The organism is Halodurantibacterium daqingense (genome assembly GCF_042666235.1).
Taxonomy (GTDB): Bacteria; Pseudomonadota; Alphaproteobacteria; order Rhodobacterales; family Rhodobacteraceae; genus Halodurantibacterium; species Halodurantibacterium daqingensis.
This window is the reverse complement of sequence record NZ_JBHTFQ010000006.1, coordinates 1-18,995: the sequence shown is the minus strand read 5'-3', so window position 1 is coordinate 18,995 and position 18,995 is coordinate 1. Positions and strand designations below refer to the sequence as shown.

General features: G+C 58.7%; 22 protein-coding genes. 4 read left to right on the top strand and 18 right to left on the bottom strand.

The genetic code is table 11. From position 1 onward, the window contains the following. Positions 1–234 precede the first annotated feature (234 nt). From ACFQXB_RS11730 to ACFQXB_RS11675, 12 genes are all read right to left on the bottom strand, one after another. Positions 235–1,053, bottom strand: coding sequence for a hypothetical protein (locus ACFQXB_RS11730; protein WP_377403722.1), 819 nt, complete (start codon positions 1,051–1,053; stop codon positions 235–237). Beyond that, positions 1,053–1,388, bottom strand: coding sequence for a hypothetical protein (locus ACFQXB_RS11725; RefSeq protein WP_377403719.1), 336 nt, complete (start codon positions 1,386–1,388; stop codon positions 1,053–1,055). Before ACFQXB_RS11725 ends, ACFQXB_RS11730 begins: the two co-directional genes overlap by 1 nt. Before the next feature lie 38 nt (positions 1,389–1,426). Beyond that, on the bottom strand, positions 1,427–3,097 hold the full coding sequence (locus tag ACFQXB_RS11720) for a DNA cytosine methyltransferase (RefSeq protein ID WP_377403717.1): 1,671 nt from the start codon (positions 3,095–3,097) through the stop codon (positions 1,427–1,429). Between the two features lie 95 nt (positions 3,098–3,192). Continuing rightward, a complete protein-coding gene (locus ACFQXB_RS11715) occupies positions 3,193–3,807 on the bottom strand; it encodes a LexA family transcriptional regulator (protein WP_377403714.1) in 615 nt (204 codons plus the stop codon). Between the two features lie 92 nt (positions 3,808–3,899). Further along, positions 3,900–4,571: a hypothetical protein gene (locus tag ACFQXB_RS11710; protein ID WP_377403711.1), complete on the bottom strand. Its 672-nt coding sequence runs from the start codon at positions 4,569–4,571 to the stop codon at positions 3,900–3,902. An 80-nt stretch (positions 4,572–4,651) separates the two neighbouring features. Beyond that, positions 4,652–6,058, bottom strand: coding sequence for an SNF2-related protein (locus ACFQXB_RS11705; RefSeq protein WP_377403708.1), 1,407 nt, complete (start codon positions 6,056–6,058; stop codon positions 4,652–4,654). Continuing rightward, on the bottom strand, positions 6,055–6,354 hold the full coding sequence (locus ACFQXB_RS11700; protein ID WP_377403705.1) for a hypothetical protein: 300 nt from the start codon (positions 6,352–6,354) through the stop codon (positions 6,055–6,057). Before ACFQXB_RS11700 ends, ACFQXB_RS11705 begins: the two co-directional genes overlap by 4 nt. A gap of 222 nt (positions 6,355–6,576) precedes the next feature. Next, complete coding sequence (locus ACFQXB_RS11695) at positions 6,577–7,539, bottom strand: hypothetical protein (RefSeq protein WP_377403702.1); 963 nt, start codon at positions 7,537–7,539, stop codon at positions 6,577–6,579. Next, positions 7,532–8,194 carry a hypothetical protein gene (locus ACFQXB_RS11690; RefSeq protein ID WP_377403699.1) on the bottom strand — a complete coding sequence of 221 codons (663 nt, stop codon included), beginning with the start codon at positions 8,192–8,194 and terminating at the stop codon, positions 7,532–7,534. Before ACFQXB_RS11690 ends, ACFQXB_RS11695 begins: the two co-directional genes overlap by 8 nt. Continuing rightward, the gene (locus ACFQXB_RS11685; RefSeq protein ID WP_377403696.1) at positions 8,187–9,323 is read right to left on the bottom strand and encodes a hypothetical protein; all 1,137 of its coding nucleotides are present in this window, start codon (positions 9,321–9,323) and stop codon (positions 8,187–8,189) included. Before ACFQXB_RS11685 ends, ACFQXB_RS11690 begins: the two co-directional genes overlap by 8 nt. Then, positions 9,320–9,526 (bottom strand): hypothetical protein, encoded by a 207-nt coding sequence (locus tag ACFQXB_RS11680; protein WP_377403693.1) that lies wholly within the window; start codon positions 9,524–9,526, stop codon positions 9,320–9,322. The genes ACFQXB_RS11685 and ACFQXB_RS11680 overlap by 4 nt, the downstream gene beginning before the upstream one ends. Continuing rightward, positions 9,523–9,936 (bottom strand): DNA methyltransferase, encoded by a 414-nt coding sequence (locus ACFQXB_RS11675; RefSeq protein WP_377404572.1) that lies wholly within the window; start codon positions 9,934–9,936, stop codon positions 9,523–9,525. The genes ACFQXB_RS11680 and ACFQXB_RS11675 overlap by 4 nt, the downstream gene beginning before the upstream one ends. Positions 9,937–10,142: 206 nt before the next feature. Here ACFQXB_RS11675 and ACFQXB_RS11670 point away from each other — a divergent pair, with 206 nt between their 5' ends. After that, positions 10,143–10,670, top strand: coding sequence for an HNH endonuclease (locus ACFQXB_RS11670; protein WP_377403690.1), 528 nt, complete (start codon positions 10,143–10,145; stop codon positions 10,668–10,670). Between the two features lie 354 nt (positions 10,671–11,024). Here ACFQXB_RS11670 and ACFQXB_RS11665 read toward each other — a convergent pair whose 3' ends face one another. The 6 genes from ACFQXB_RS11665 to ACFQXB_RS11640 all read right to left on the bottom strand — a co-directional run bounded on the left by ACFQXB_RS11665 (position 11,025) and on the right by ACFQXB_RS11640 (position 15,684). Further along, a complete protein-coding gene (locus tag ACFQXB_RS11665; protein ID WP_377404569.1) occupies positions 11,025–11,255 on the bottom strand; it encodes an HNH endonuclease in 231 nt (76 codons plus the stop codon). A 1,240-nt stretch (positions 11,256–12,495) separates the two neighbouring features. Further along, complete coding sequence (locus ACFQXB_RS11660; RefSeq protein WP_377403688.1) at positions 12,496–13,188, bottom strand: ssDNA-binding protein; 693 nt, start codon at positions 13,186–13,188, stop codon at positions 12,496–12,498. A gap of 27 nt (positions 13,189–13,215) precedes the next feature. After that, positions 13,216–14,439, bottom strand: a complete 1,224-nt coding sequence (locus tag ACFQXB_RS11655) for a DUF2800 domain-containing protein (protein WP_377403686.1) — start codon at positions 14,437–14,439, stop codon at positions 13,216–13,218. Positions 14,440–14,603: 164 nt separating this feature from the next. Continuing rightward, entirely contained in the window at positions 14,604–14,798 is a 195-nt protein-coding gene (locus tag ACFQXB_RS11650) for a hypothetical protein (RefSeq protein WP_377403683.1), read from the bottom strand. Between the two features lie 22 nt (positions 14,799–14,820). Continuing rightward, positions 14,821–15,144 (bottom strand): hypothetical protein, encoded by a 324-nt coding sequence (locus ACFQXB_RS11645; RefSeq protein WP_377403680.1) that lies wholly within the window; start codon positions 15,142–15,144, stop codon positions 14,821–14,823. A 6-nt stretch (positions 15,145–15,150) separates the two neighbouring features. After that, entirely contained in the window at positions 15,151–15,684 is a 534-nt protein-coding gene (locus ACFQXB_RS11640; protein WP_377403677.1) for a hypothetical protein, read from the bottom strand. A gap of 166 nt (positions 15,685–15,850) precedes the next feature. Here ACFQXB_RS11640 and ACFQXB_RS11635 point away from each other — a divergent pair, with 166 nt between their 5' ends. Genes ACFQXB_RS11635 through ACFQXB_RS11625 form a run of 3 tightly spaced genes read left to right on the top strand, consistent with a single transcriptional unit; the run spans position 15,851 to position 18,946 of the window. Continuing rightward, positions 15,851–16,201, top strand: a complete 351-nt coding sequence (locus ACFQXB_RS11635) for a hypothetical protein (protein WP_377403674.1) — start codon at positions 15,851–15,853, stop codon at positions 16,199–16,201. Positions 16,202–16,211: 10 nt separating this feature from the next. After that, the gene (locus ACFQXB_RS11630) at positions 16,212–18,704 is read left to right on the top strand and encodes a VapE domain-containing protein (RefSeq protein WP_377403671.1); all 2,493 of its coding nucleotides are present in this window, start codon (positions 16,212–16,214) and stop codon (positions 18,702–18,704) included. Next, on the top strand, positions 18,701–18,946 hold the full coding sequence (locus ACFQXB_RS11625; RefSeq protein ID WP_377403669.1) for a hypothetical protein: 246 nt from the start codon (positions 18,701–18,703) through the stop codon (positions 18,944–18,946). The genes ACFQXB_RS11630 and ACFQXB_RS11625 overlap by 4 nt, the downstream gene beginning before the upstream one ends. Positions 18,947–18,995 lie beyond the last annotated feature (49 nt).

The window sequence follows — 18,995 nt, the reverse complement described above, 5'->3', positions numbered from 1 at the left end:
GGCAATCGAGGCCCAGAAGAAGAGAACGTGAACGGAACGGGGATGTGGGAACAGCGGACGAATCCTGTGGGAACATTCATCGACACGCCTATCCGTGCATCCAGAAACATCGAATGCATTCAGCGTGGTACCCGAGGCCGCTACCACAGAGTGTTTATAATCAATACGTTAAGGCTGTTGATACCAACAATGATACCAACAGCCTCTGGGATGTATTGGGACGAATGGAAGGTTTCAGGCTGCGGTGAGCCAAAGCCTAAGGGCATTAATTGGAAAGTCGAAAGAATCGGTATTCGGTGACCACTCTTCACAGAATACCCCACACTCAATCCTCATCGTCTTCATGGGTCGGCCAACCGCATCCACCGGCAATTCGTCCAGAAAGATGCGCTCACCCTTGTAACGGACAAGGCGAACTCCGAGGCGTCGGGATTGCTCAGCGCGGTGACGGAACACCTCTGGATGGACCTGACGCACATGGTTCCAGTAGGTCGCACTGGTGGCCTTCACGCAGCCAATGCAGTTCGCGTTAGGATATCCGAGGCGATAGCTCAGCGGAAGCACCAAGCCGGCTCGATGGACGATCTGGTAGCAGTCGTCCTTGCTGATGTCAGCCTCAATCAGAACCGGAAGCACGTTCTCACGCTCAGTCAGCACAAAGCGGTCATGCCGAGCCTTCTCATCGGAAGTGAAGCCGAACACATGCCAATCAACCCGATGGTGACGCTCATAATCCTGCCGCGCGGCCTTCTTCAGTAGGTCCGTGCAGGGCGCGCCGCGCGGGAATGACATGGCCTTCTTGTGGTCCCACACTTGGACCGCCGAGGCGTGGCTAAACTTGGGATTACACCAGAAGACGATCTCGCCTCCCACCCACCTCGCCACGTCCTGCGCGAACCTCTTGTTGTCCTCGTCCTCTTCGGCGACCGGGTTGTTAACCGCAACCACCTCGCAGATATCACCATACCGCCGAACCGCTTCGTACCACGCGACCGCGCTGGCGGCACCGTTCGAGAACCAGACGACAATCCGATCTCCAAAACACAGATCCATCAGTCAACCTCGCGGCGGGTCAACCAGGTCGTATTCGAGTCGGTGACCACTGACGCCGAACTCTGATGCAACCGGACAATCAGGAAGCGGGCCAGTTCCAAAGCGTCTTCCGTAATCTCGGTCGGACTCTTCGGGAACCTTGGATAATTGATTAGGCCGATCCGGACACCGCTCTCCACTCCCCCTGTGTAGATGAAATCGCAAGGGGACATCGAAACACAAAGGCCCCGCATTACGAACTCTCGACAAGCCTCGCGGGCGGCATCGACAGAACCGCCGATGAAAATATCAGCGCGAAAGGTGGGCTCTACTTTAGCCGCAATAGTCTCTCTCATGGTGGTCGGGCTCCAAAACTTGAGACGAATGGAAGGTTTCAGGGGGCGATAAGCCAGAGAATCATCGCGTCAACTTCGACTGGATGCGCCTCAACAATGCGCCCGTCGAGTTCCGCCAGGTGCTGGTCGATCCTGCCGCCGATCCACCGGACGCAGGGAACCGCCCACGAGTTACCGAGCTGCTTGTAGCGGGGACCGTCGGCCGCAAGTTTCTTGCCGACCGGCACGAGGGTCCAGTCGTCATCGAAACCCTGAAGGCGCTCGCACTCGACCGGCATCAGGCGACGGACGGCCATGTCGCCCTCAAGAACCCCGTTGTGGCGCCGCGGCCCATAATTGGCGTCAATCGTACCGGCAGTTTCGCTCAGCCGTACCCCGGACTGGCTTGCCTGGAAATTACAGGCCACGATCGGTTGACCGCGACCCGTGCCGTCCTCGCTGGCGTCGAAACCCTCAGCTGTGAGAGTGTGGGTCACATCTCCGGACACGCAGACGGCATTCTCCCCGCCGTTGTTGCGCCCGAGAGCAAAAGCCAGGTTCTCGCTGGTACAAGGGTCTTGCGTCCCGTGAACCACGACAGCCAGTTGCCCTCCTGCGTTGGCGTGTGAAGCCGAACGGTTCATCGCCCGCATGGTCGGAGCTAGTTCAAAGGTTGCATCGCCGCCGTAGTCCTTGCATGAGAAGCACAGAAGACTTTCATCGTAGGCGGCGATGGGGGCTTCATGGTTGCAGGTCAAGGTCGGGCATCGGTCAAAGCTGATCTCGGCGCCGCCCTGACCGTGGGCCATGGTGATCACCCCAGCAGGTCGCTCAGTTCGTCCTCGACCTGAAGCAGCATCTCGCCCTCGGCCGTCCTCCCGATGCACTTCACACGGCTGGAAGTGCCGCTCGCCGCAGCCGTCAGCGCGCGAAGCAAGGGTTCCGGCAACGTCTTGCCACGTTTCTCGGCTCGGCGCAGAATCCCTGCGCACGCCGTCGAACTCAAATAATACTGACGCGGGATCGAACCCCTCACGAGCACTTGCGACAACGAACACACGTGCGCGTCGTTGGGCCAAGCCGAAATATTGGGCATCCTTGACGGTCCACGCGATTGCCCTTTTGGGTCCAAGCACAACACCAGAGTTCTCCCACCGCTTCCCTGGTGGTTCGAGCGGCAGATCTTCTCCGGCAAGGTCAGCAAGGAAGCAACCGAAGGCGTTATCCTTGGATGAGAGAACTCCGGGCACGTTTTCCCAGAAGACAACGCAAGGTGGTTCGCCGCGTCGGGCGCGTTGTTCGTCGATGGCATCGGCCAGCTCCACGAATTTAAGGGTGAGTTGGCCGCGGGAGTCTTCAAGACCTTCCCTGCGACCCGCGATCGAGTAGCTTTGGCAAGGTGTGCCGCCGCAAAGCACGTCTGGAGCCTCGGCTTTACCTTGCCGGATCAGTTCCGGAATCCGGGTGAAGTCACCCCAGTTCGTGAGCCGGTCGCCCCACTCTATCTTCCGCGCAGCCTTGATCGCCGCCAGTCGTGACTTTTGTTCCTTGGTCGGAAGACCGGGTTGATCAGGGTCCAAGGGAAATACGGGGGCTGTGGCGCCGAGCCGATGGGCGAGAACGGCAGAGGCGGCTACATCAACCTCGGCAAGCCAGGCGGCTTCCCAGTCGTGATCGTGCCATGCGACGGATGCCGCCTCGATGCCGGAACATATGCTTCCAAAACGCATGTGAGGCTCCGATAAGGGAACCTCATGATAGACACGTCTTAAGTGCGAGTCACGCGAAAAGTGAAATCACTAAAGGCCGATGTGGCTGTTCGGGTTCATTGAGAACCGACTCTTTTTACAAATTCATGTGGCAGATGAAGGCGCACGGGGGCGGCCCATTTCAGGCGGATGTTGTGCAGGTTCGCACCTGTTGGGTTGATGGACAGCAGATTGAAAAGCCCGGGCTCACTGCCGACCTTGACCTGCTTGATCCAGATATGCCCCTCTTCGTCTTCGCAGACGCATTTGCGGTTGATCGCCCCGGTCGGCACGCCGAGGGTATTGCGCGAATAGAACAGCAGATCGCCCTGTGAATAGACAGGTACCATGCTGTCGCCCTCGATCTCGACCGCCACGATACCCTTGGGCGGAAGCTGCGGTGGGCATTCGACCATGTAGAGGCCAGCGCCCTTGGCGTGATCCTCAATCAGATGCACCTGGGCGCCGGCGCCAGCTCGGCCTGGAACGACGATTGCCACAGGTACGTCGACGATCAAGTCGGCCGGGCGAACGCCAAAGATATCGGCTGCGCCTTGGAGGTAGTCGGAGTTCATCCGCCGCTTGCCGTTCTCAAGTCCATTATAAAGACCGGTCGAAATGCCAAGCATCTCGGCCATCTGCCCCTGAGTGAGCCCGCGGGCTTCCCTGAACTTCTTGAGGTGGAATTTCATCTGAAATCCCCGAGGTTTACAGACTGCTTTCGATGGATAACACTATGTCTTGTGAGGAAAAGCGCACAGCACCACCGATGCGACACGGATGCTCATTTGAGGAAACCTTTCATCTTCTTCCAGTTGGGGTTCAGTTCAACCACAACGAAAGCCCCCTTGCGTGTTCCAGCTTCCAGCATATCCGGCGTGATGCGGTAGAGTTCGAACCGGAAGTCTTCGAGCGGGTTGATCCCGATGATCAGCGGAGGCTCGTCTGAAATCAGGCATTCGACCGGCACATGGAAGGTCAGTTTGCCTTCGACATCTTCACTCGGAATCACCGTGATGCGGTAGTGCGCGCCATCCATGTACACATAAAGGCTCACCTTGTCCTGTTCGGCAGCCTTCTCACCTTCCTTCGGGAAAGCCACAGAACCGCCGCTCATCTGGGCTATACCTGCAACCACGTTCACTGCACCGGAAGCATTCCGGCTGCGGGACACAGCCTGATGCTTGGTCGAGACCTCGCCGGTTCCGAAGGCAAGCCAATTGGCATCAACTCCGAGAATTTCTGCCAAACCGAGCATGGCGTCGTGCCGCGGCATCGTCTCGCCGCTCATCCATTTTCGCACGCTCTCCACGGACGGGGATGTCTTTCCGCGCTTGCGGATCTGGTCGGCCAGCCACACGAGCTGACCGCTATGCTTCGGTGGAACAAGAGGATTAGCCTCGCACGCCTGTTGCAGACGCCGAAAGAAATCCGGGTGTTTGAGTTTGATCGTCATTGGCGAACCCTCGTTTTTCACTTATAAAGTGAAATATGTATCAATAATTGTGAATTTTCAAGGGGAGGGTCACACCAAAACTATGCTAGATTGAAATGAGATAACGTGCTGCGAATCACCGCGTCCTGAGTGACACCTTTGCGTCCAAGAACCTCCAGTGCGACTTCATCGTAAGTCCCTTCTGCGATGATCTGGTAAATCGCGACAAGGTGTTTCTGGCCCGGTCGAGGGAGCCTCGCGTTTGCCTGCTGATACAACTCCAAGGACCAGGTGAGCCCGAACCATACGGCGATGTGACCACCGTACTGCATGTTCAAGCCGTGGGCGCATGAGGCCGGATGTGCCAGCAAAATCGGTATCTTACCAGCGTTCCACAGATCAACGGCGTCGTCGCATTCATTGAGAACTACAGCGCGTGGGTGTCTCTTCCTGATCGCCTCCAGATCGAACTTGAAACTGTAGAACACGAGGATCGGGTCGCCAGCAGCCTGCTCGATGATCTCGTCAAGTGCGTCCAGTTTTTCGTTGTGGACAGCCGCGACACTCCCGTCTTCGCGATACATTGAACCGTTGCTAAATTGCAACAGTTTGTTGGCAAGAACCCCTTTGCTCACGGCTTCGACATCATACGGTTTCGAAACAAGAGAACGCTCAAAGTCACGATACTCTTTCATCACCTTCTCGGGGAGTGTGACTTTGACAGGGATATAGATCGGATCCTCGGTGGCCTTCTCTGCCGGAAGGCTGATCATCACATCCTGGACGCGGGACATGATTTCTTCCTCAGCACCGGGTTTCACCGTGATCTGGTGCGTGTATCTGTTCTTGTCGAACCAGCGTTGATGGAACGCGGTCAAGCTCTGCCCGAGACGTTCCCCCTGATCCAGCAGGTAAATCTGACCCCACAAGTCCTCAACGCCGTTCGGCGCCGGGGTGCCGGTCAGCAGGTAAATGCGGCTGATCTTCTTCCGCGCCGTGGTCAGAACTCCGAAGCGCGTCATGTTCCCGCCCTTCCGGACGCGCACCGTTCCATCCTTCCCCTTGACCCGAGCCCTTGTGGTGCGCTTCTTGCCGGCCTTGAACATGCTGGACTCGTCCACGATCACGCAGTCCCAAGGCCAGTTCTTCACCGTGCCGAGATGCTTCGCGAGCCACGGCAGCACGTCCTTGTTGACGATGGTGATTTCCACATCCTGTTCAAGCGCGGCCCGACGCTCAGCCTCGCTGCCGACGCAGACGGCATAACTCAGGACGTGGGTGTGCCTCCATTCGCGAATTTCGGCCGGCCAGCCGCTCTTCGCAACCAGTTTCGGCGCGATCACGAGAACCTTGCGGATCGTGAAGCTGTCCAGCATGTCGCGGATCGCGGTCAGCATGGCGGCCGTCTTGCCGCCTGACATCTTCAGCACGATCAACCGGGCCGGATGATCGATAGCTTCGCGGTAGATGCGGAGCTGCGACTCCCGCAGCGCACTTCTCGGCCTCATTTCATCTTGCTCTGCAGGTAAGCGATCGCGTCCTCTGCCCGCTCAAAGATCGGAATCCGAACCCCGACTTTCGCCAGTCGCCGATGTTCGCGCTCCTGGTTTCCCGAGACCTCGCCGCCGGGTCGCTTGAACTCGATCGGGTAAATGCCGCCGTAGCCAAAGAAAAAGTTGTCCGCGCAGGCTCGTCGCCCGCGATAGGACATCAACCGCGCCACCCAGCCGTTGTTTTCCGCCCAGGCGATCACCGTGTCCTCGACGCTGCTTTCGCGCTCTGCGGTGAACTTGAAATCACTCATCTTGAATCTCCGGGTCAGGGCGCAGACGGTAATGGGTGTCCGTCCCGCGATACTTCTCGACGCAGGTTGCGTGTTGCAAAAGTGCAACATTTCGCTGGAAGCGCATTTCCTCCCACGGCATCTGGCTGGCTGCGGCATACCGGAGAAAACCGGCACCCGGCTCAACGCGCCCGCCGCAGCGGTAGCATTTGCCGGCGTAGCGGTTGGGCTCACCGTCCCCAGTCATGCTGCCGTCATCCATTTCTTGAGAACATCAATGCGGTTCAGCTTCGTCAGCCTGATGCGCCGCGACTTTGGTTCCGGGGCGCCGTAGAAGCCCAAGTCCTTGAGAATCTGTTCAGCTTCAGCAACGTAGCGGTCGTAATCGATGTCGTGTGGAAGCGACTCCGGAAGCCTCATGCACTCCTTCGCCCCATCCGTGCGCGGCACCTTCTTGAAGTTACCGGTCGCCGGGTTCGGCTTTGCCTCAATGATTTCGTCGCCGTCCGTGGACCAATAGTAACGGATCGTCTTGCCGAGATACTTCCCCCGCCAGGTCGCCCCCTTGGTCACCTTGATGACCGTGACGAACTGGCGGATGTCGGTACAGGCTTCGATAGTTTCCCGCAAAGGGGTGCCGTGCTTGATGCGCGCCAGTGCCGCGTCGGAGCAAATTGTCGCCTGCGGGTTCTTCATCAGCTGGCCGCGGGCATCGTTGTCGGCCTTGTCTTGCGACCACGGGTTCGCCAGCGGCCCCTTCCTCTTGTGACCACCATCTGCTTTGATCGCGAAGTAGCTGTTCACAGACTGGTTGTAGATCGCGGCATACTCGACAAATTCGAGGTCGAACTGCGTGTCGCGCTCCCATTGTCCCGTGATTTCCGCAAGCAGGCCGCCCGTCAGCCGGTCTTTCTCGATGCCTTGGTAATGCTCGCGCGGCAGCTTGAAGACCACGCCATCGGTGTTGCCGCTCACGACATGGACGCCAGCCAGTTCAGCCCTCTCGATCAGCAGCAACAAGGCCAGTTGCCCGGTAAGCGTGACCGAAATCATCAGGTCAGGCGCATAGACGAAGGAATACCTGCTGCCGAGGCTCCCAAACGTCCCGTTAAGACTCACCTTGTAACCCTTTTCCTTCGCCTGCACGTTGCGAAGCTCTGCTTTCTTTACAGCGAGGCGGGCTTTCAATTCGTCCAATTTACTCATCGCAAGCACCCAACAACAATTTAGCTTCTTCGATGGTTTTCGTTGTCCCAAGGTAGACGCGCTCGCCGTTGACCGTCTTCCTTACAACAAAGAGCCCGTCCTTATTTTTCGTGACACCACGCAAAGCGGTGCTTGAATCCAGTCGGGCCCGGCGTTCGATCAAGCGGAGCGCGGACGCCGTATCCCGGTGAAGCAAGTCAATGAACCTTTCTCGATAATGCCGCGCTTCTTCTGCGGTACGGAACCGTCCTAAATTGTATCGAACACCGTACTCCTGATACCTAGCAATGAACGTTCCATTCTCCTTGAGATTAACCCCAGGGTAGACAGTTGAATTGTTGATGAAATTCCGGCGATTCAAGCATTGTTCGGTTCTGTCCGCCCAGCGGCAATTTTCCGGCGAATAGTCACCGTCGTTATCAATTCGCTCGATCGTCAACCCTTCTTGGTAACTTGGGTACATGTCCTCCGCGAAGCACTCAAAGTGTTTCCAACGGGAGCAATAACTGATACCGCGACCGCCGTAATTTTCGTAACCCAATTCATTTGGATTATTACAACGTTTCTTCATCGAGGCCCATATTTGGTAAATGGGGTGTGCCCTTACTCTGAAACCATTTACGGTCTTCCCTCTCGGGTGATACGTTTCACTCATCGTGACCACCCTCAAGCTCGGCTATTTGCCTTTCGAGGTCGTCGATTTCATTCTTGATCTCTTTCGCACGCTTCTTGGCCTTCACCCGGTCGTCCCGGATACCGCGGTAGATTTCGAGAAAGCGCGGCCCGATCGCCTGCGGCGCGAGGCCGAGGGATAGGATGATCGCGGGATAGTATGACGCCACATCGGCATCCACGAGGACGAAATCGTCATCCGCGACGACGGCCCGATTGGACTCCGTTGAGTGGAGCCCGCCGATACCCATGCTGTAGGTCGTCTCGCCGATGGTGACCGGCGTCGAAGCCAACCACTTCGGCAGGTCCACCTTACCGTCGGCTCCGACGATGAACTGGTGCGCCTCGATACGCTCCAACATATCCCGGAGAAATGGGGTGCGGAACTTGAGGTATGGTGGCGCCTTGTAGCGGAAGGTGAAGCCCGGCTTCACGTCAGGACGGTCAAGCCGGCGCCCGAGCAGCTTTTCAGCGCGATGCTTGATGATCGCGAGGCCGACCTGTGTGTCGGACTTCGAGCGCAAGTCAACACCAAGATCTGCGCCGAGTGCTTCCCGCAGTTCGATGGGTTCCACCATCGCGTTCCAAAGGTTCTCGCTCGCATCGAGGTCGGACCAGAGGCAATAATTGGCCACCTCTTCCATCTGGTCGTGCGTCAGATCGGCGTCAGGCTCGTAGGGAAGATCCTGCATCTGGGTGCCGTGCAGCCGGCCGTTCAGAATCTTGAGGCTGGCGAAAGGGTTCGGTTGCGGCTCGATCAGGTCGATGTGATCCATCTCGTACGGCAGCCGGTAGCCCGTGACATCCGCGGTCTCCCAGTAGCGCACGTTGCCCAGGATGATGCGGTCACTGATCGCCTTGATCTTCTGCGTCGTGACATTGGGCTCGTTCAGCGCGTACCACAGCACCGGCATGTCGTAGGTCATGCCATTGAAGGTCACGATCTGATGGGACATCAGGAAGCGACGCAGCCACTCCCGGTCAAAACCCTCCGGCTTCCGGTCACTCAGTTCGAAGCCGACCCGCCGCGTGCCGCCGATTTCCTTGATGCCGACGTAGAAGAAATTCCGGTACGACTCGATGTCGAGGATGTAACGCTTCTTGCCGCTCATCCCAGCAGCTCCGCGATATCGTCGCCGGTCTCGGTCGGCCGCGACAAACCGGCACGTTTCGCCTGCTGCAGAATGTCGCAAAGCGTGTCGATCTCGTTGTAGGTGAAGCGGACATCGCCCTGCTGCTGCGACGGCGACAGCATCGACAACCGCAACACGCTGCCCGTGGCATCCACCGTCATGCCGCCGAAAATGATCCTCATGCGGTCCCTCCGAGCAGATCGGCGAGATCGTCACAGGTTTCGGGGGTGCCGAGAAGGTCGGCAAGATCGTCGCAGTCACCGAAATCCTGCTCGTCGTTCCGCAGATCGAACCGCTGACGCAGGAAATCCAGATACTCGGGCTCTGCTTCCATCAGGATGCAGTCGAACCCCTCACGTTTCGCAGCCTCTGCGGTCGTGCCGCTGCCGGCGAACGGGTCCAGCACGACGCCGCCCGGCGGGGTGATGTGGCGGATCAGATACTGCATCAGGGCGATCGGCTTTACAGTTGGATGTTTGCTGTTAGCGCGATCCAATTTTCCGGCCTTAGCGTGGTAGAAAAGCGGGTCAGCGTCGGGCGGGAAATGGTGGAAGAAGCGGGCGGCTGATCCGCTGTCACCGAAGCCGGTCATGGGCGTGCCGGGCGCACGGGACTCTGCACCATAGCAAGCGCCGTCATTGGTGCCCTTGCGCATGATACCGGGCTTCCCACTCTTGGTATTCGGAAACATCGCGACCACCTCGGGCGATCCGTCCAAAATCAAATTAGCAGGATGACGGCCCGAGGGTTGATGGGGCAGTAAATACCGTGTAGGGTTATCCAGTATGGCAAGCAAGGATGACACCAATGTCCCGACAAGGCGATAACCACCCGAACTGGAAAGGAGGTCGATATATTGACTCCGCTGGATATGTTCAGGTGCGCATTGGAGTGAATCGATACCGCCGAGAACACCGAGTCGTTGCGGAGAAGATGATCGGACGCCCTCTAGCGCCAGGCGAATGCGTTCACCATCTGAACGGGTGCAAGACGGACAATCGTCCAGAAAACCTTGAAGTGCTTGGCACAGGTGCTCATACGCTTCTGCATTGGCAAGAAGGCGGGAAAGAAGCGTTCCAGCAGCCCGACCGACCGAATGCCACCTGCCATCCTGATCGCCCGCATCACGCAAAGGGTCAGTGTAAGAATTGCTACCTTGCGGCAGCGCAGAAAGCATACCGAGCAAGACATCCAGAGCGCGCGAAGGCGTCAGACAAAGCTCAGAAAGAGAAGAACTACTCGAAACACCAAGAGCGGAAACGAGAGCGTTACGCAGAGCTTCGGGCTGCGGGTATGTCCGCAGCGGAAGCAAGGGGACTCGCGTAGCCTCCACATTGACGGCCCCGACGCCGTGCTTCAGGATGTTGGCCGCGCCGGTCTTTTCGCTGAACGGCTTCTGGCCCAGGTAGATCGGTTCGAGCGCGGGCTTTTGCGCCTGCGTGCCGTAGGCCCAGCCTTCCCATTGCGCGGCTTCGGGCGTGGCGGGCACATACTCACCCGGCTGGTATTGCTGCCCGTTGTCCTTGATCCAGGAGCCGGTGGCGTGCTGATCTGCACCTGGGATCATCCGTTTCACCGGGTTACCGGTGGGATTGATCGTGCCGCTCTGGCCGAGATGCTTGTCGATCGCCTTGTCAGCAGCGTGCGCTTTCGGAAAGCCGCTGTTGCCGGTAGGAAAAGCTACGCCATTGCGCACAGCGACAAAGGCGCCTGTCGGCACTCGCAGACACCAGACCTTACCAACATATTGAAATGGCACGACCCGCACCAGATCGGTCTTATGTCCTGCCCATGCTCGAACCGTTTGTGTTCTGCATTGGTCGCGAACAGCATCAGGTTGGTGATCCTGTTGTCCGTCGCGTCGTGGTTGATGTGATGCACCACCTCCGAGCGCAGCAGTGGCCTCCCCATCCCTTTCGCCACCTCGATCCGATGCTCCATCGCATAGCCGTCTTTGCGAGACATACTGCTCAGATGCTGCGGGCAGCGCACATACTTGATCAGCTGCAGGCCGTGGTTGCCCTTCCGGCTGCGGAGCGTTGCGCCACCCTTCCAGGAGGGGTTCTTCGCGCCAGTCATTTTTGCACGAAAAGACTGCTTGCTGGCATCCGTCCAAGCGGAGCGCCCTTTGTGCGAGTGTGAGACAAGCAGCTTCGGTGCGGTCGCCTTCCCCCGACAAGATCGGCTGCAATACGGAGTCCCGGCTATCTTCCGCAGCCAGGCGTCGGGTTTCCAAACCTCCGTCGAGCAGAAAGGGCAGATGATCATTCGCCCCTTGCGTGCTTCCAGCGGATGGGGTGTCCGGTCGCGGTCCCGCCAAAGAAGAACGCCCTTGCAAGCCTTGGAGCACGCGCGGCTGCGTGTGGCTTTCAGATCCTTGCAGGCGAAGGGCTTCTCGCAAGCCTCGCAGGTCTTCCAGAACGGGTATGACCTCTTGCTGTTCCAGTGTTTCAGCGAAGTGGAAAACTTCGCTTCCGCCTCGTTCAACAATGCAGCGATGGTTTCGGGAGACGACTTGCTCGCCATGATCTCCGATAAGACGGTAGGCGGTATCTTCGTAGTCATATTCCACCACTTCGAGGATTGGCTGCACGCTGTATTCGCCCGAGGTAGGATCGTAGCAAATGACCTCATCGCCTGCCGACAGTTCCGTGTAAGGCTTGTCACCGTCGGGCGTGGCTGCAAATGTCTCGGCGTCAAGACAACCAAACACCCAACCGTGCATGGGGTGCATAATGAACCCGGCCATCTCCATGGCGCAGGCTTGCCAGTGGCCGGTGCGCGAGCCGCTGAACGCGAAGACGTAACCGCCAGGCAAGAGAATGTCGTAGATCAGCTTCCAGAACTCGGGATCGCGCTCGATGCCGGTGCCGTCCCACGCCTTGCCCATGAAGCCGCCCGACAGACGCGCGAAGGAACCATCGTTACCCTCGGTGCGTGCGGCGGCACTGCCTTCTTTTCCGAAACGCTTCTGAACGCTGACAAGCCCATAGGGCGGATCGGTCACAACCGCATGAACACGCACACCCTCGTCAATCAGGCGGCGCAAACTGATGCGGTTGTCTCCGGCATAAAGCGTCACACTCATCTCGTGTCCCCTCACGCGAAAGTTGTGACCGGCGGCAGAGTCACCCCGCCGCCGGTCGCGTTGTCAGCCCAGAAGGTCGTCGTCGGACGAAGAAACGGAGCCGCCGGCACCGGCGAAATCGTCATCTTCGAGATCGTCGAAGTCGTCGCTCGACACTTCGACGCCGCCGCCGCCCAGGCGATCACCTTCCTGATGGGAGCGAATGGCTTCGATGGAGGCAGAAATCCGAGGCGTACCGCCGTTTTTCGTGCCGTAGAATGACACGATAACGTCGGCGTACGTGCCGTTGTAAGCGACGGCGTTGATGTCCTTCACCTCCACGTCGCGCTTATAGCGATCCATGATTTTCGGACGAAAACCCTCCCTGCCGCCCCGCGGCCCTTTCGCCGCAATGACCAGGGCTTCCTCGTAGCCATCGTAGATCGCCCCATCGGATTTCTTGTAGCGTGTTCCCTTTCGGAACGCGCACTCCTTCGGGCTGTCCTCGAACAGAGTTTTCCACCAGTCTTCGGGGCGCTTGAACTCCCGACATGCAGCCGCAAGTGCCTGCTTGACGGCCTGCACGTTGGAGGCAAAGTCATCGGGGTACTTCCCGCCCTTTTCGATCAGAATGTTCGCCCCGTGCTTCGGCTCGGTACCGGGTGCCGAGTCCTTGGGGACCCGTGCCTCTTGCAGACTTTCGGCAAACGAAAGTCGAACCCTCGACAGTTGAACTGTCCTACCCGTGGGGTCTTTCGGAGAGATTTTTCCAGCCATTTCACAACTTCCCAATTTCCAAAGGTTTCAGTCGAGATCATCGAACATGTCGGCAATCGGCGTCAGAGCCGGTCGCGCGTCGTCCGCTGGCACCAGGATCGGTTTCCCGTCCGGTTGATCCACCAGCTTTTGCAGGGCTTCCCATGCCTCGGGATGACCCTGTTTCTTCTTGCCGGGCTTCAACAGCTTCTCGGCCTCGGTGATGCCAATGAGTTGCCGCGGCTTGAAGGCGGCTTCGCCGACAGCCCCCGTCAGCACTTCCTGCGCCGCAACCTCATCGACAAAATATCTGTTCCCGCGCTGCCCGATCACCGCCTTTGAGCCCGGGTCCGGGTTACCCATCAGCGCGGCCTCAAGGCTCGCCTGATGGAGACCTGCAAGCCACTTCTGCGCCATGCTGGCGTGCCGCACGATGTAGTAGCGCCGCTCCGGCGTCAGGGTGTGCGCCTCGGGGAAATGGGGCTCCGCGTCGAGATCGTCAAAAGCACCCTGAAAAATGGAAAGTTGCCACTCGTTGTAGGCTGGACAGCCGAGATACCCTTTCGCCGGGTTCGGGTCGCGGGCTTCACACCAGCGGCAAGCGTAATCCGATGGAACGAACTCAGTGTCGCCGGAGGTGATCTTCGCGTAGACCACCTTCATTTCCTCGCCAAACGCCAGAAGTTCGTCGAGCGAGCATTCCCAGAACTTCATCCCGCCTGCCCGCGGCTGGTCGATCACGACAATCACCTTGTCAACCTTCGGACGGTCCTTGAAATGCCAGTAGCCGAGAGCATACAGCATCTGCTGCTTGTTCTTTTCCGGCGATACCGGCTCCCCGGAGCCATATTTCAGGTCGGACGCGACAAGGGCGGAGGCGTCGACCGTTACCATCAGGAAGCCGCCGTCCATTGTTCCGAACTGACCCGGCAGCCACGGCGAGAGATCGACACGGATCTCCACGTCAACATCGTCGGTGCGTTCCCTGATCCAGTCGATACCAGGCACCAGGTATTCCGCCATTTCCTCGCTGACGGTGAACTCGTAACCATCGGCCACGATCTTCATGCCAATGAAATCGTGCGGATCGAGGCCAAGCTGCAGAGAAAGTTCCCGCACCTCGTGCGCGGCCGTGCCCTCTGCGGCATAGATGGATGAGGAACGCTCCGGCACCACGCCGTCTGACTTCAACCGGTCGATCAGCGCCACGGAGGCCGTGCATGTCGACCAGCGTGCGCAGGATGAAGGGCTGAGTTTTGCGTGAGCGGCCATGAAATACCTCGGGCGTCTTGAGTGGCAGGCGTCACCGACTTCGGGATGCGTGGGGGACGGGGCGTATGTCAGCGCCGCCTGCCGCTAAAAACGCCCCGGGCCGAAACCCGGAGCAGTTGGGGTCGCATGGGCATGGGAGGACAGGGACTGCGACCCGGGAGAAATCAGCTGATCACCTCACGACCTCTGACTGTCAGTTCGACGTAACCGTAGCCGCGTCGACGGTGTGCCGGGGGTGTCGCAGGCTTCACCAAGCCGACCTTCTGGAGATTTCCAGCGTGAACGCTCGGGATGAAAGTCGGCCCATCGACAAGCGCCAGCATTGCTGCCTTCTGCTTTTCAGTCAGTTGAATGCTCACGTGATAATCCTTCGTCTCGTGTTCAGTAGCCGAGCATGTGTTGCGCCAGACCAGGCGGCAGGCTCGGGAAGAACGTGGCCAGAAGCTGCGGAGTGGCCTGCTTCGCCGCCGATGTCTTGCGCGTCGGATGCGAGAGCAGCAGAATTGACGGGCGGCCGTTCTGAGCCGGGATGGTCCCGATCAACTGCATACGACTGTAAGGCAGACCCTTCGTGCGTCTGGCCATCCAGCGGCTTGAAGTTCTCGGAACAGGGCCAAGACCCCGTTCCTTCGTGATACGCCCCAGCGTCGCTGCGTGATTTCCGGCAAGACGCTCTTTCAAGGCGATCGTTTTCGGGCTGGCCATATCAGATCAACCCAGGAGATCGTCATCGGCGGCTTCGGCGGTCTTCGTCAGCCAACCGTTTTCCTCGACTTCCTTGAGGAACTTGTTGATCGTGTTGACGAACGCCTTCCGCTTTTCAGCCGGCACTTCCGGGGCGGTCTTGGCGCCGACTTTGCCCAGGATTTCCTTGACCTTCGCCGCCCGAGCCTTCCGCTCGTCAGCGTCGTCGACGGCGACATATTCCTTGATCTTCTCCTTCAGATCTTCGTCGCTGAACCCGTCGGTGGCAGCTGGTGTCTCGACCGCCGGATCCTTCCGGTCCTCCGGCGACGCCGAAATGTTGGCCTTGGGCTCATCTGCTGCAGGCTTGTCGGCGACCTTCTCGGAAGTCTTCGCCGGGGTGGCCTTCTTCTCGGCGGGAGCAGCCTCGGACTTGACGATCTCGATCGCCTCAGCGCGCAGTTTGTAGAGCTTTTCGGAAACGCCGATGAGCCGTTGCGTTTCGGCGGTCTGCGCCTTGGTCGCGGCAATAAGTTCGGAAATCAGGTCTTCAATGGCCATGTCAATCCTCGTGGCGGTTGGGATGTTCACTCGAAACGTGTTTCGTGCAGCACTCTAAACCACGTTTCGAAGCTACTTTCAACTCATTTTTGCATCAATACACGTTTTACTTGATTGTGGGCGTCATCGGCGGTAGTTTCCGGATCACACCAAGCATGAGGCCGCCATGGACACCTACCTTTTGAAGAAGAAAGCGACCCCACGCGAGGCCAAGTCACTCCCCGGGCGGAAACCGAAAGGCATCATGCCGGGGGAACCGCGGGAAATGTATTGGGACGGCGATCTCCACAAGGTCGTGGCCCCGAAGTTGCCTGAAATTGTCGTCGGCGGACGTGTTCACATGCCGACTCTTTCCGAGGCCACCAAGCTCTCCGCTCAGACATGGTATCGCGCCTTCAATGAAAACAAGCTCTCCAGGCGGACCGCGAACGCGCTGCTCACCTTGTCCCGCAAGCACAAACGCGAACCCGGAGGTCTCATCACCAATCAGGATCTGCTGCCGTTTCTCCTGAACTGAGGCAGCTACAATGGAAAATTCCACACCGACGCTGCAAAGCGTGCTGGATCAGTGTCGCGAGCTGATCGACGCTGGCGCGGCCCTGCATTGGCTGGTGCCAGGTCAGAAGCGACCGATCGACGAAAACTGGTCGACGGCACTGCGGCAGACACGCGACGACCTGCGCCGCGCATACCGCAGCAACGCGAACATCGGAATCCGCCTCGGTGAACCGTCGGCGACGGATGCAGGTTACATTCACCTGATCGACCTCGACATTCGCGTTCCGGCCAAGGCCGCGGAGGCGCACGCCGCCCTGAAGCGACTGTGGCAAGATTACAACAGTGCGCCTGCCGTTATCAGCGGCTCGGGCGGCGAGAGCCGTCATTTTTATTTTTTGAGCACCGTTGCGTTCCGGAAAAAGAAGCTGGCCAAGTCGGAAGGTTTCAGCATGGTGTTCGACCAGCGGCTCGGCCGCGAGGTCAAGAAATATGACTGGGAGATCGACATTCTTGGCACAGGAGCCCAGGCTGTTCTCCCGCCAAGTCTCCATCCGGACACGGGGCAGCCTTATCGCTGGGAACGAACGATCGACTTCGACATGCTCGCCCTCGGCTGCGGCCCGCTTCTCGACGCGGCGCTGATCGAGTCGTGGGGTACGAGGGAAAGCCGCGTTCCCGAGGCTTCGTCGGACGATGATGACGACCTGTTCCACATCGTCGCCACTTCCCCGGTGGACCTGAGCGACGAGGAAGTTGACAAGACCGTCGCGGATCTCCCGGAAACCTGGGTCGAGGACCGCGACAGCTGGGTCACCGTAGGCGCCGCGCTGCACCACCAGTATGGCGGCGGGCAGATTGGCTTCGACAAGTGGTGTGACTGGTCAAAGAAGTCCGAGAAATTCGACATGAAGACGCAAAAGAGCGTCTGGAAGTCCTTCAAGGGCGATCATCGACCGGTCACCATGCGTTCGCTCATCGCCGCGGCGCAGGAGAAACGGCTGAAAGACAACCTGCCGGCGCTGAGTGAGGAAGGTGGATGCACCGAACTTGACGAGTTGCTGGGCAGCAGCAACGTGGACACTGTTGCAGAAAAGCCACAGATTGACGAGAACTGGCGTAATCACCTCTCGATGACCGAAAAAGGGCTCATCAAGAAAAACCTCCCCAACGCCCGTCTGATCCTCGCAAATGATCGCCGGCTGCGTGGTGTTCTCGCCTTCAACGAATTCATGCAGCAGGTGGTATACGTTGCCACGCCGCGCCGGGTGAAGAAAGAAGGTTCCGCGAGGGTTGCGCAGATCGAAGGTCCGCTGTGGGACGTTACAAATCCGGTGAACGGACACATCTTCACCGACACGCACGAGCATTCGATCCGTGCCGTCCTTGAATCCCCCGTTTCACAAGGTGGATACGACCTGGAATTCAGCGATCGTGACATCAGGGCCGGCGTAGATCTGGTTGCCCATGACAACTCCTTCCATCCTGTCAAAAACTACCTCCAGTCGCTGACCTGGGACGGGAAGCCCCGCGCCGAGCGCCTTTTCATCGACTATCTGGGCTGCGAGGACACACCCTATCACCGCGAAGCGGCGTTGCTGATTTTGCTTGGCGCGGTCGCCCGGGTCATGGAGCCGGGTCACAAGTTCGATTTCGTCCCCATCCTGGAAGGCTTGCAGGGGAAAAAGAAGTCTACGTTCATCTCGGTTCTCGGTCGCAACTGGTTCTCTGAACTGGGTGGCGATTTCAGTGACCAGAGAAAGATGGTCGAGCAGATTCAGGGCTCCTGGATCATCGAGATTCCGGAACTCCAGGGGTTCAGCCGCGCCGACGCCAACGAGCTGAAAGCCTTCCTGTCCAGGACGGTTGACCGCACCAGGTTGGCATATGACAGGCGACCGAAGGACTATTATCGCCAGTGCGTGTTCATCGGCTCCACCAACGATGGCGAATACCTGCGCGATCACACAGGCGGGCGACGTTTCTGGCCGATCAAATGCGGACTTCCGGATGATGTCGACATTGACACGGACCGGCTGCTCGCCGAACTCGACATGATCTGGGGTGAGGCCCATGCCGCCTATATCCAGATGCGGAAGAAATGCCACCTCCCTAACCTACCCCTGTTCCTGCGCTCCGCGGAGGCCAAGAAAGAGGCCACACTCCTTCAGGAGAGCCGCCGGATAGAAACCGCCGAAGATGCCCTCGTGGGGCAGATCGAGGCTTGGCTTGACGAACCTGTCGGCCCGGCCGACGGCTTCGACGATCTCGACACCGAGGCACCGCAACAGGTTCGGAACTTCACCTGCACGGTGCAGATCTGGGAAGAGATGATGGGTCGCCAGCTGTCGGCCTTGACCCACGCTGACGCCACCAAGATCGGCAAAGCCCTTTCCCGCGTCCGCGGGTGGGAGAAGTTCGGTAGCCAACAGGCCCGGACGAAGAAGTACGGAAGGCAGAGAGTTTTTGTCCGCATGGGGGTCGACCGCGCAACCCTTCTTGATCAGAAAGGAAATTTGAAGTGACGTTCTATCGCTTCATCGAAACATACGACTGGCAGACCGATGCTGAGCTCGACTTCTATTTCCACCACGTTAGGGGCGGCCGGTGGCCCCGTTGGTTCGAGACTTTCGAACAGGTGGTCGATCACATTGAAGAGTGCGACTTCAGGGTTGCAGCCATGACGAACGTGGCCCAGTCACTTTGGGACAAGTATAAGGTAAGCGAGATTTTGGACCATTGCTCAGGGGGCTTGACGTCGGCTTGACGTCGCCGCTGTCGTCTCGCCCGGAAGGCTTGGACTGCAATAAAGTTTG

What these genes read in the sequence shown, in the direction of transcription:
- ACFQXB_RS11655 (WP_377403686.1), bottom strand. Translation starts at nt 14,439, where the DNA reads ATGGCCGCTCACGCAAAACTCAGCCCTTCATCCTGCGCACGCTGGTCG.
- ACFQXB_RS11695 (WP_377403702.1), bottom strand. Translation starts at nt 7,539, where the DNA reads ATGAGTAAATTGGACGAATTGAAAGCCCGCCTCGCTGTAAAGAAAGCA.
- ACFQXB_RS11685 (WP_377403696.1), bottom strand. Translation starts at nt 9,323, where the DNA reads ATGAGCGGCAAGAAGCGTTACATCCTCGACATCGAGTCGTACCGGAAT.
- ACFQXB_RS11635 (WP_377403674.1), top strand. Translation starts at nt 15,851, where the DNA reads ATGGACACCTACCTTTTGAAGAAGAAAGCGACCCCACGCGAGGCCAAG.
- ACFQXB_RS11645 (WP_377403680.1), bottom strand. Translation starts at nt 15,144, where the DNA reads ATGGCCAGCCCGAAAACGATCGCCTTGAAAGAGCGTCTTGCCGGAAAT.
- ACFQXB_RS11730 (WP_377403722.1), bottom strand. Translation starts at nt 1,053, where the DNA reads ATGGATCTGTGTTTTGGAGATCGGATTGTCGTCTGGTTCTCGAACGGT.
- ACFQXB_RS11630 (WP_377403671.1), top strand. Translation starts at nt 16,212, where the DNA reads ATGGAAAATTCCACACCGACGCTGCAAAGCGTGCTGGATCAGTGTCGC.
- ACFQXB_RS11705 (WP_377403708.1), bottom strand. Translation starts at nt 6,058, where the DNA reads ATGAGGCCGAGAAGTGCGCTGCGGGAGTCGCAGCTCCGCATCTACCGC.
- ACFQXB_RS11700 (WP_377403705.1), bottom strand. Translation starts at nt 6,354, where the DNA reads ATGAGTGATTTCAAGTTCACCGCAGAGCGCGAAAGCAGCGTCGAGGAC.
- ACFQXB_RS11720 (WP_377403717.1), bottom strand. Translation starts at nt 3,097, where the DNA reads ATGCGTTTTGGAAGCATATGTTCCGGCATCGAGGCGGCATCCGTCGCA.
- ACFQXB_RS11660 (WP_377403688.1), bottom strand. Translation starts at nt 13,188, where the DNA reads ATGGCTGGAAAAATCTCTCCGAAAGACCCCACGGGTAGGACAGTTCAA.
- ACFQXB_RS11680 (WP_377403693.1), bottom strand. Translation starts at nt 9,526, where the DNA reads ATGAGGATCATTTTCGGCGGCATGACGGTGGATGCCACGGGCAGCGTG.
- ACFQXB_RS11670 (WP_377403690.1), top strand. Translation starts at nt 10,143, where the DNA reads ATGACACCAATGTCCCGACAAGGCGATAACCACCCGAACTGGAAAGGA.
- ACFQXB_RS11690 (WP_377403699.1), bottom strand. Translation starts at nt 8,194, where the DNA reads ATGAGTGAAACGTATCACCCGAGAGGGAAGACCGTAAATGGTTTCAGA.
- ACFQXB_RS11725 (WP_377403719.1), bottom strand. Translation starts at nt 1,388, where the DNA reads ATGAGAGAGACTATTGCGGCTAAAGTAGAGCCCACCTTTCGCGCTGAT.
- ACFQXB_RS11715 (WP_377403714.1), bottom strand. Translation starts at nt 3,807, where the DNA reads ATGAAATTCCACCTCAAGAAGTTCAGGGAAGCCCGCGGGCTCACTCAG.
- ACFQXB_RS11675 (WP_377404572.1), bottom strand. Translation starts at nt 9,936, where the DNA reads ATGACCGGCTTCGGTGACAGCGGATCAGCCGCCCGCTTCTTCCACCAT.
- ACFQXB_RS11640 (WP_377403677.1), bottom strand. Translation starts at nt 15,684, where the DNA reads ATGGCCATTGAAGACCTGATTTCCGAACTTATTGCCGCGACCAAGGCG.
- ACFQXB_RS11710 (WP_377403711.1), bottom strand. Translation starts at nt 4,571, where the DNA reads ATGACGATCAAACTCAAACACCCGGATTTCTTTCGGCGTCTGCAACAG.
- ACFQXB_RS11665 (WP_377404569.1), bottom strand. Translation starts at nt 11,255, where the DNA reads ATGGGGAGGCCACTGCTGCGCTCGGAGGTGGTGCATCACATCAACCAC.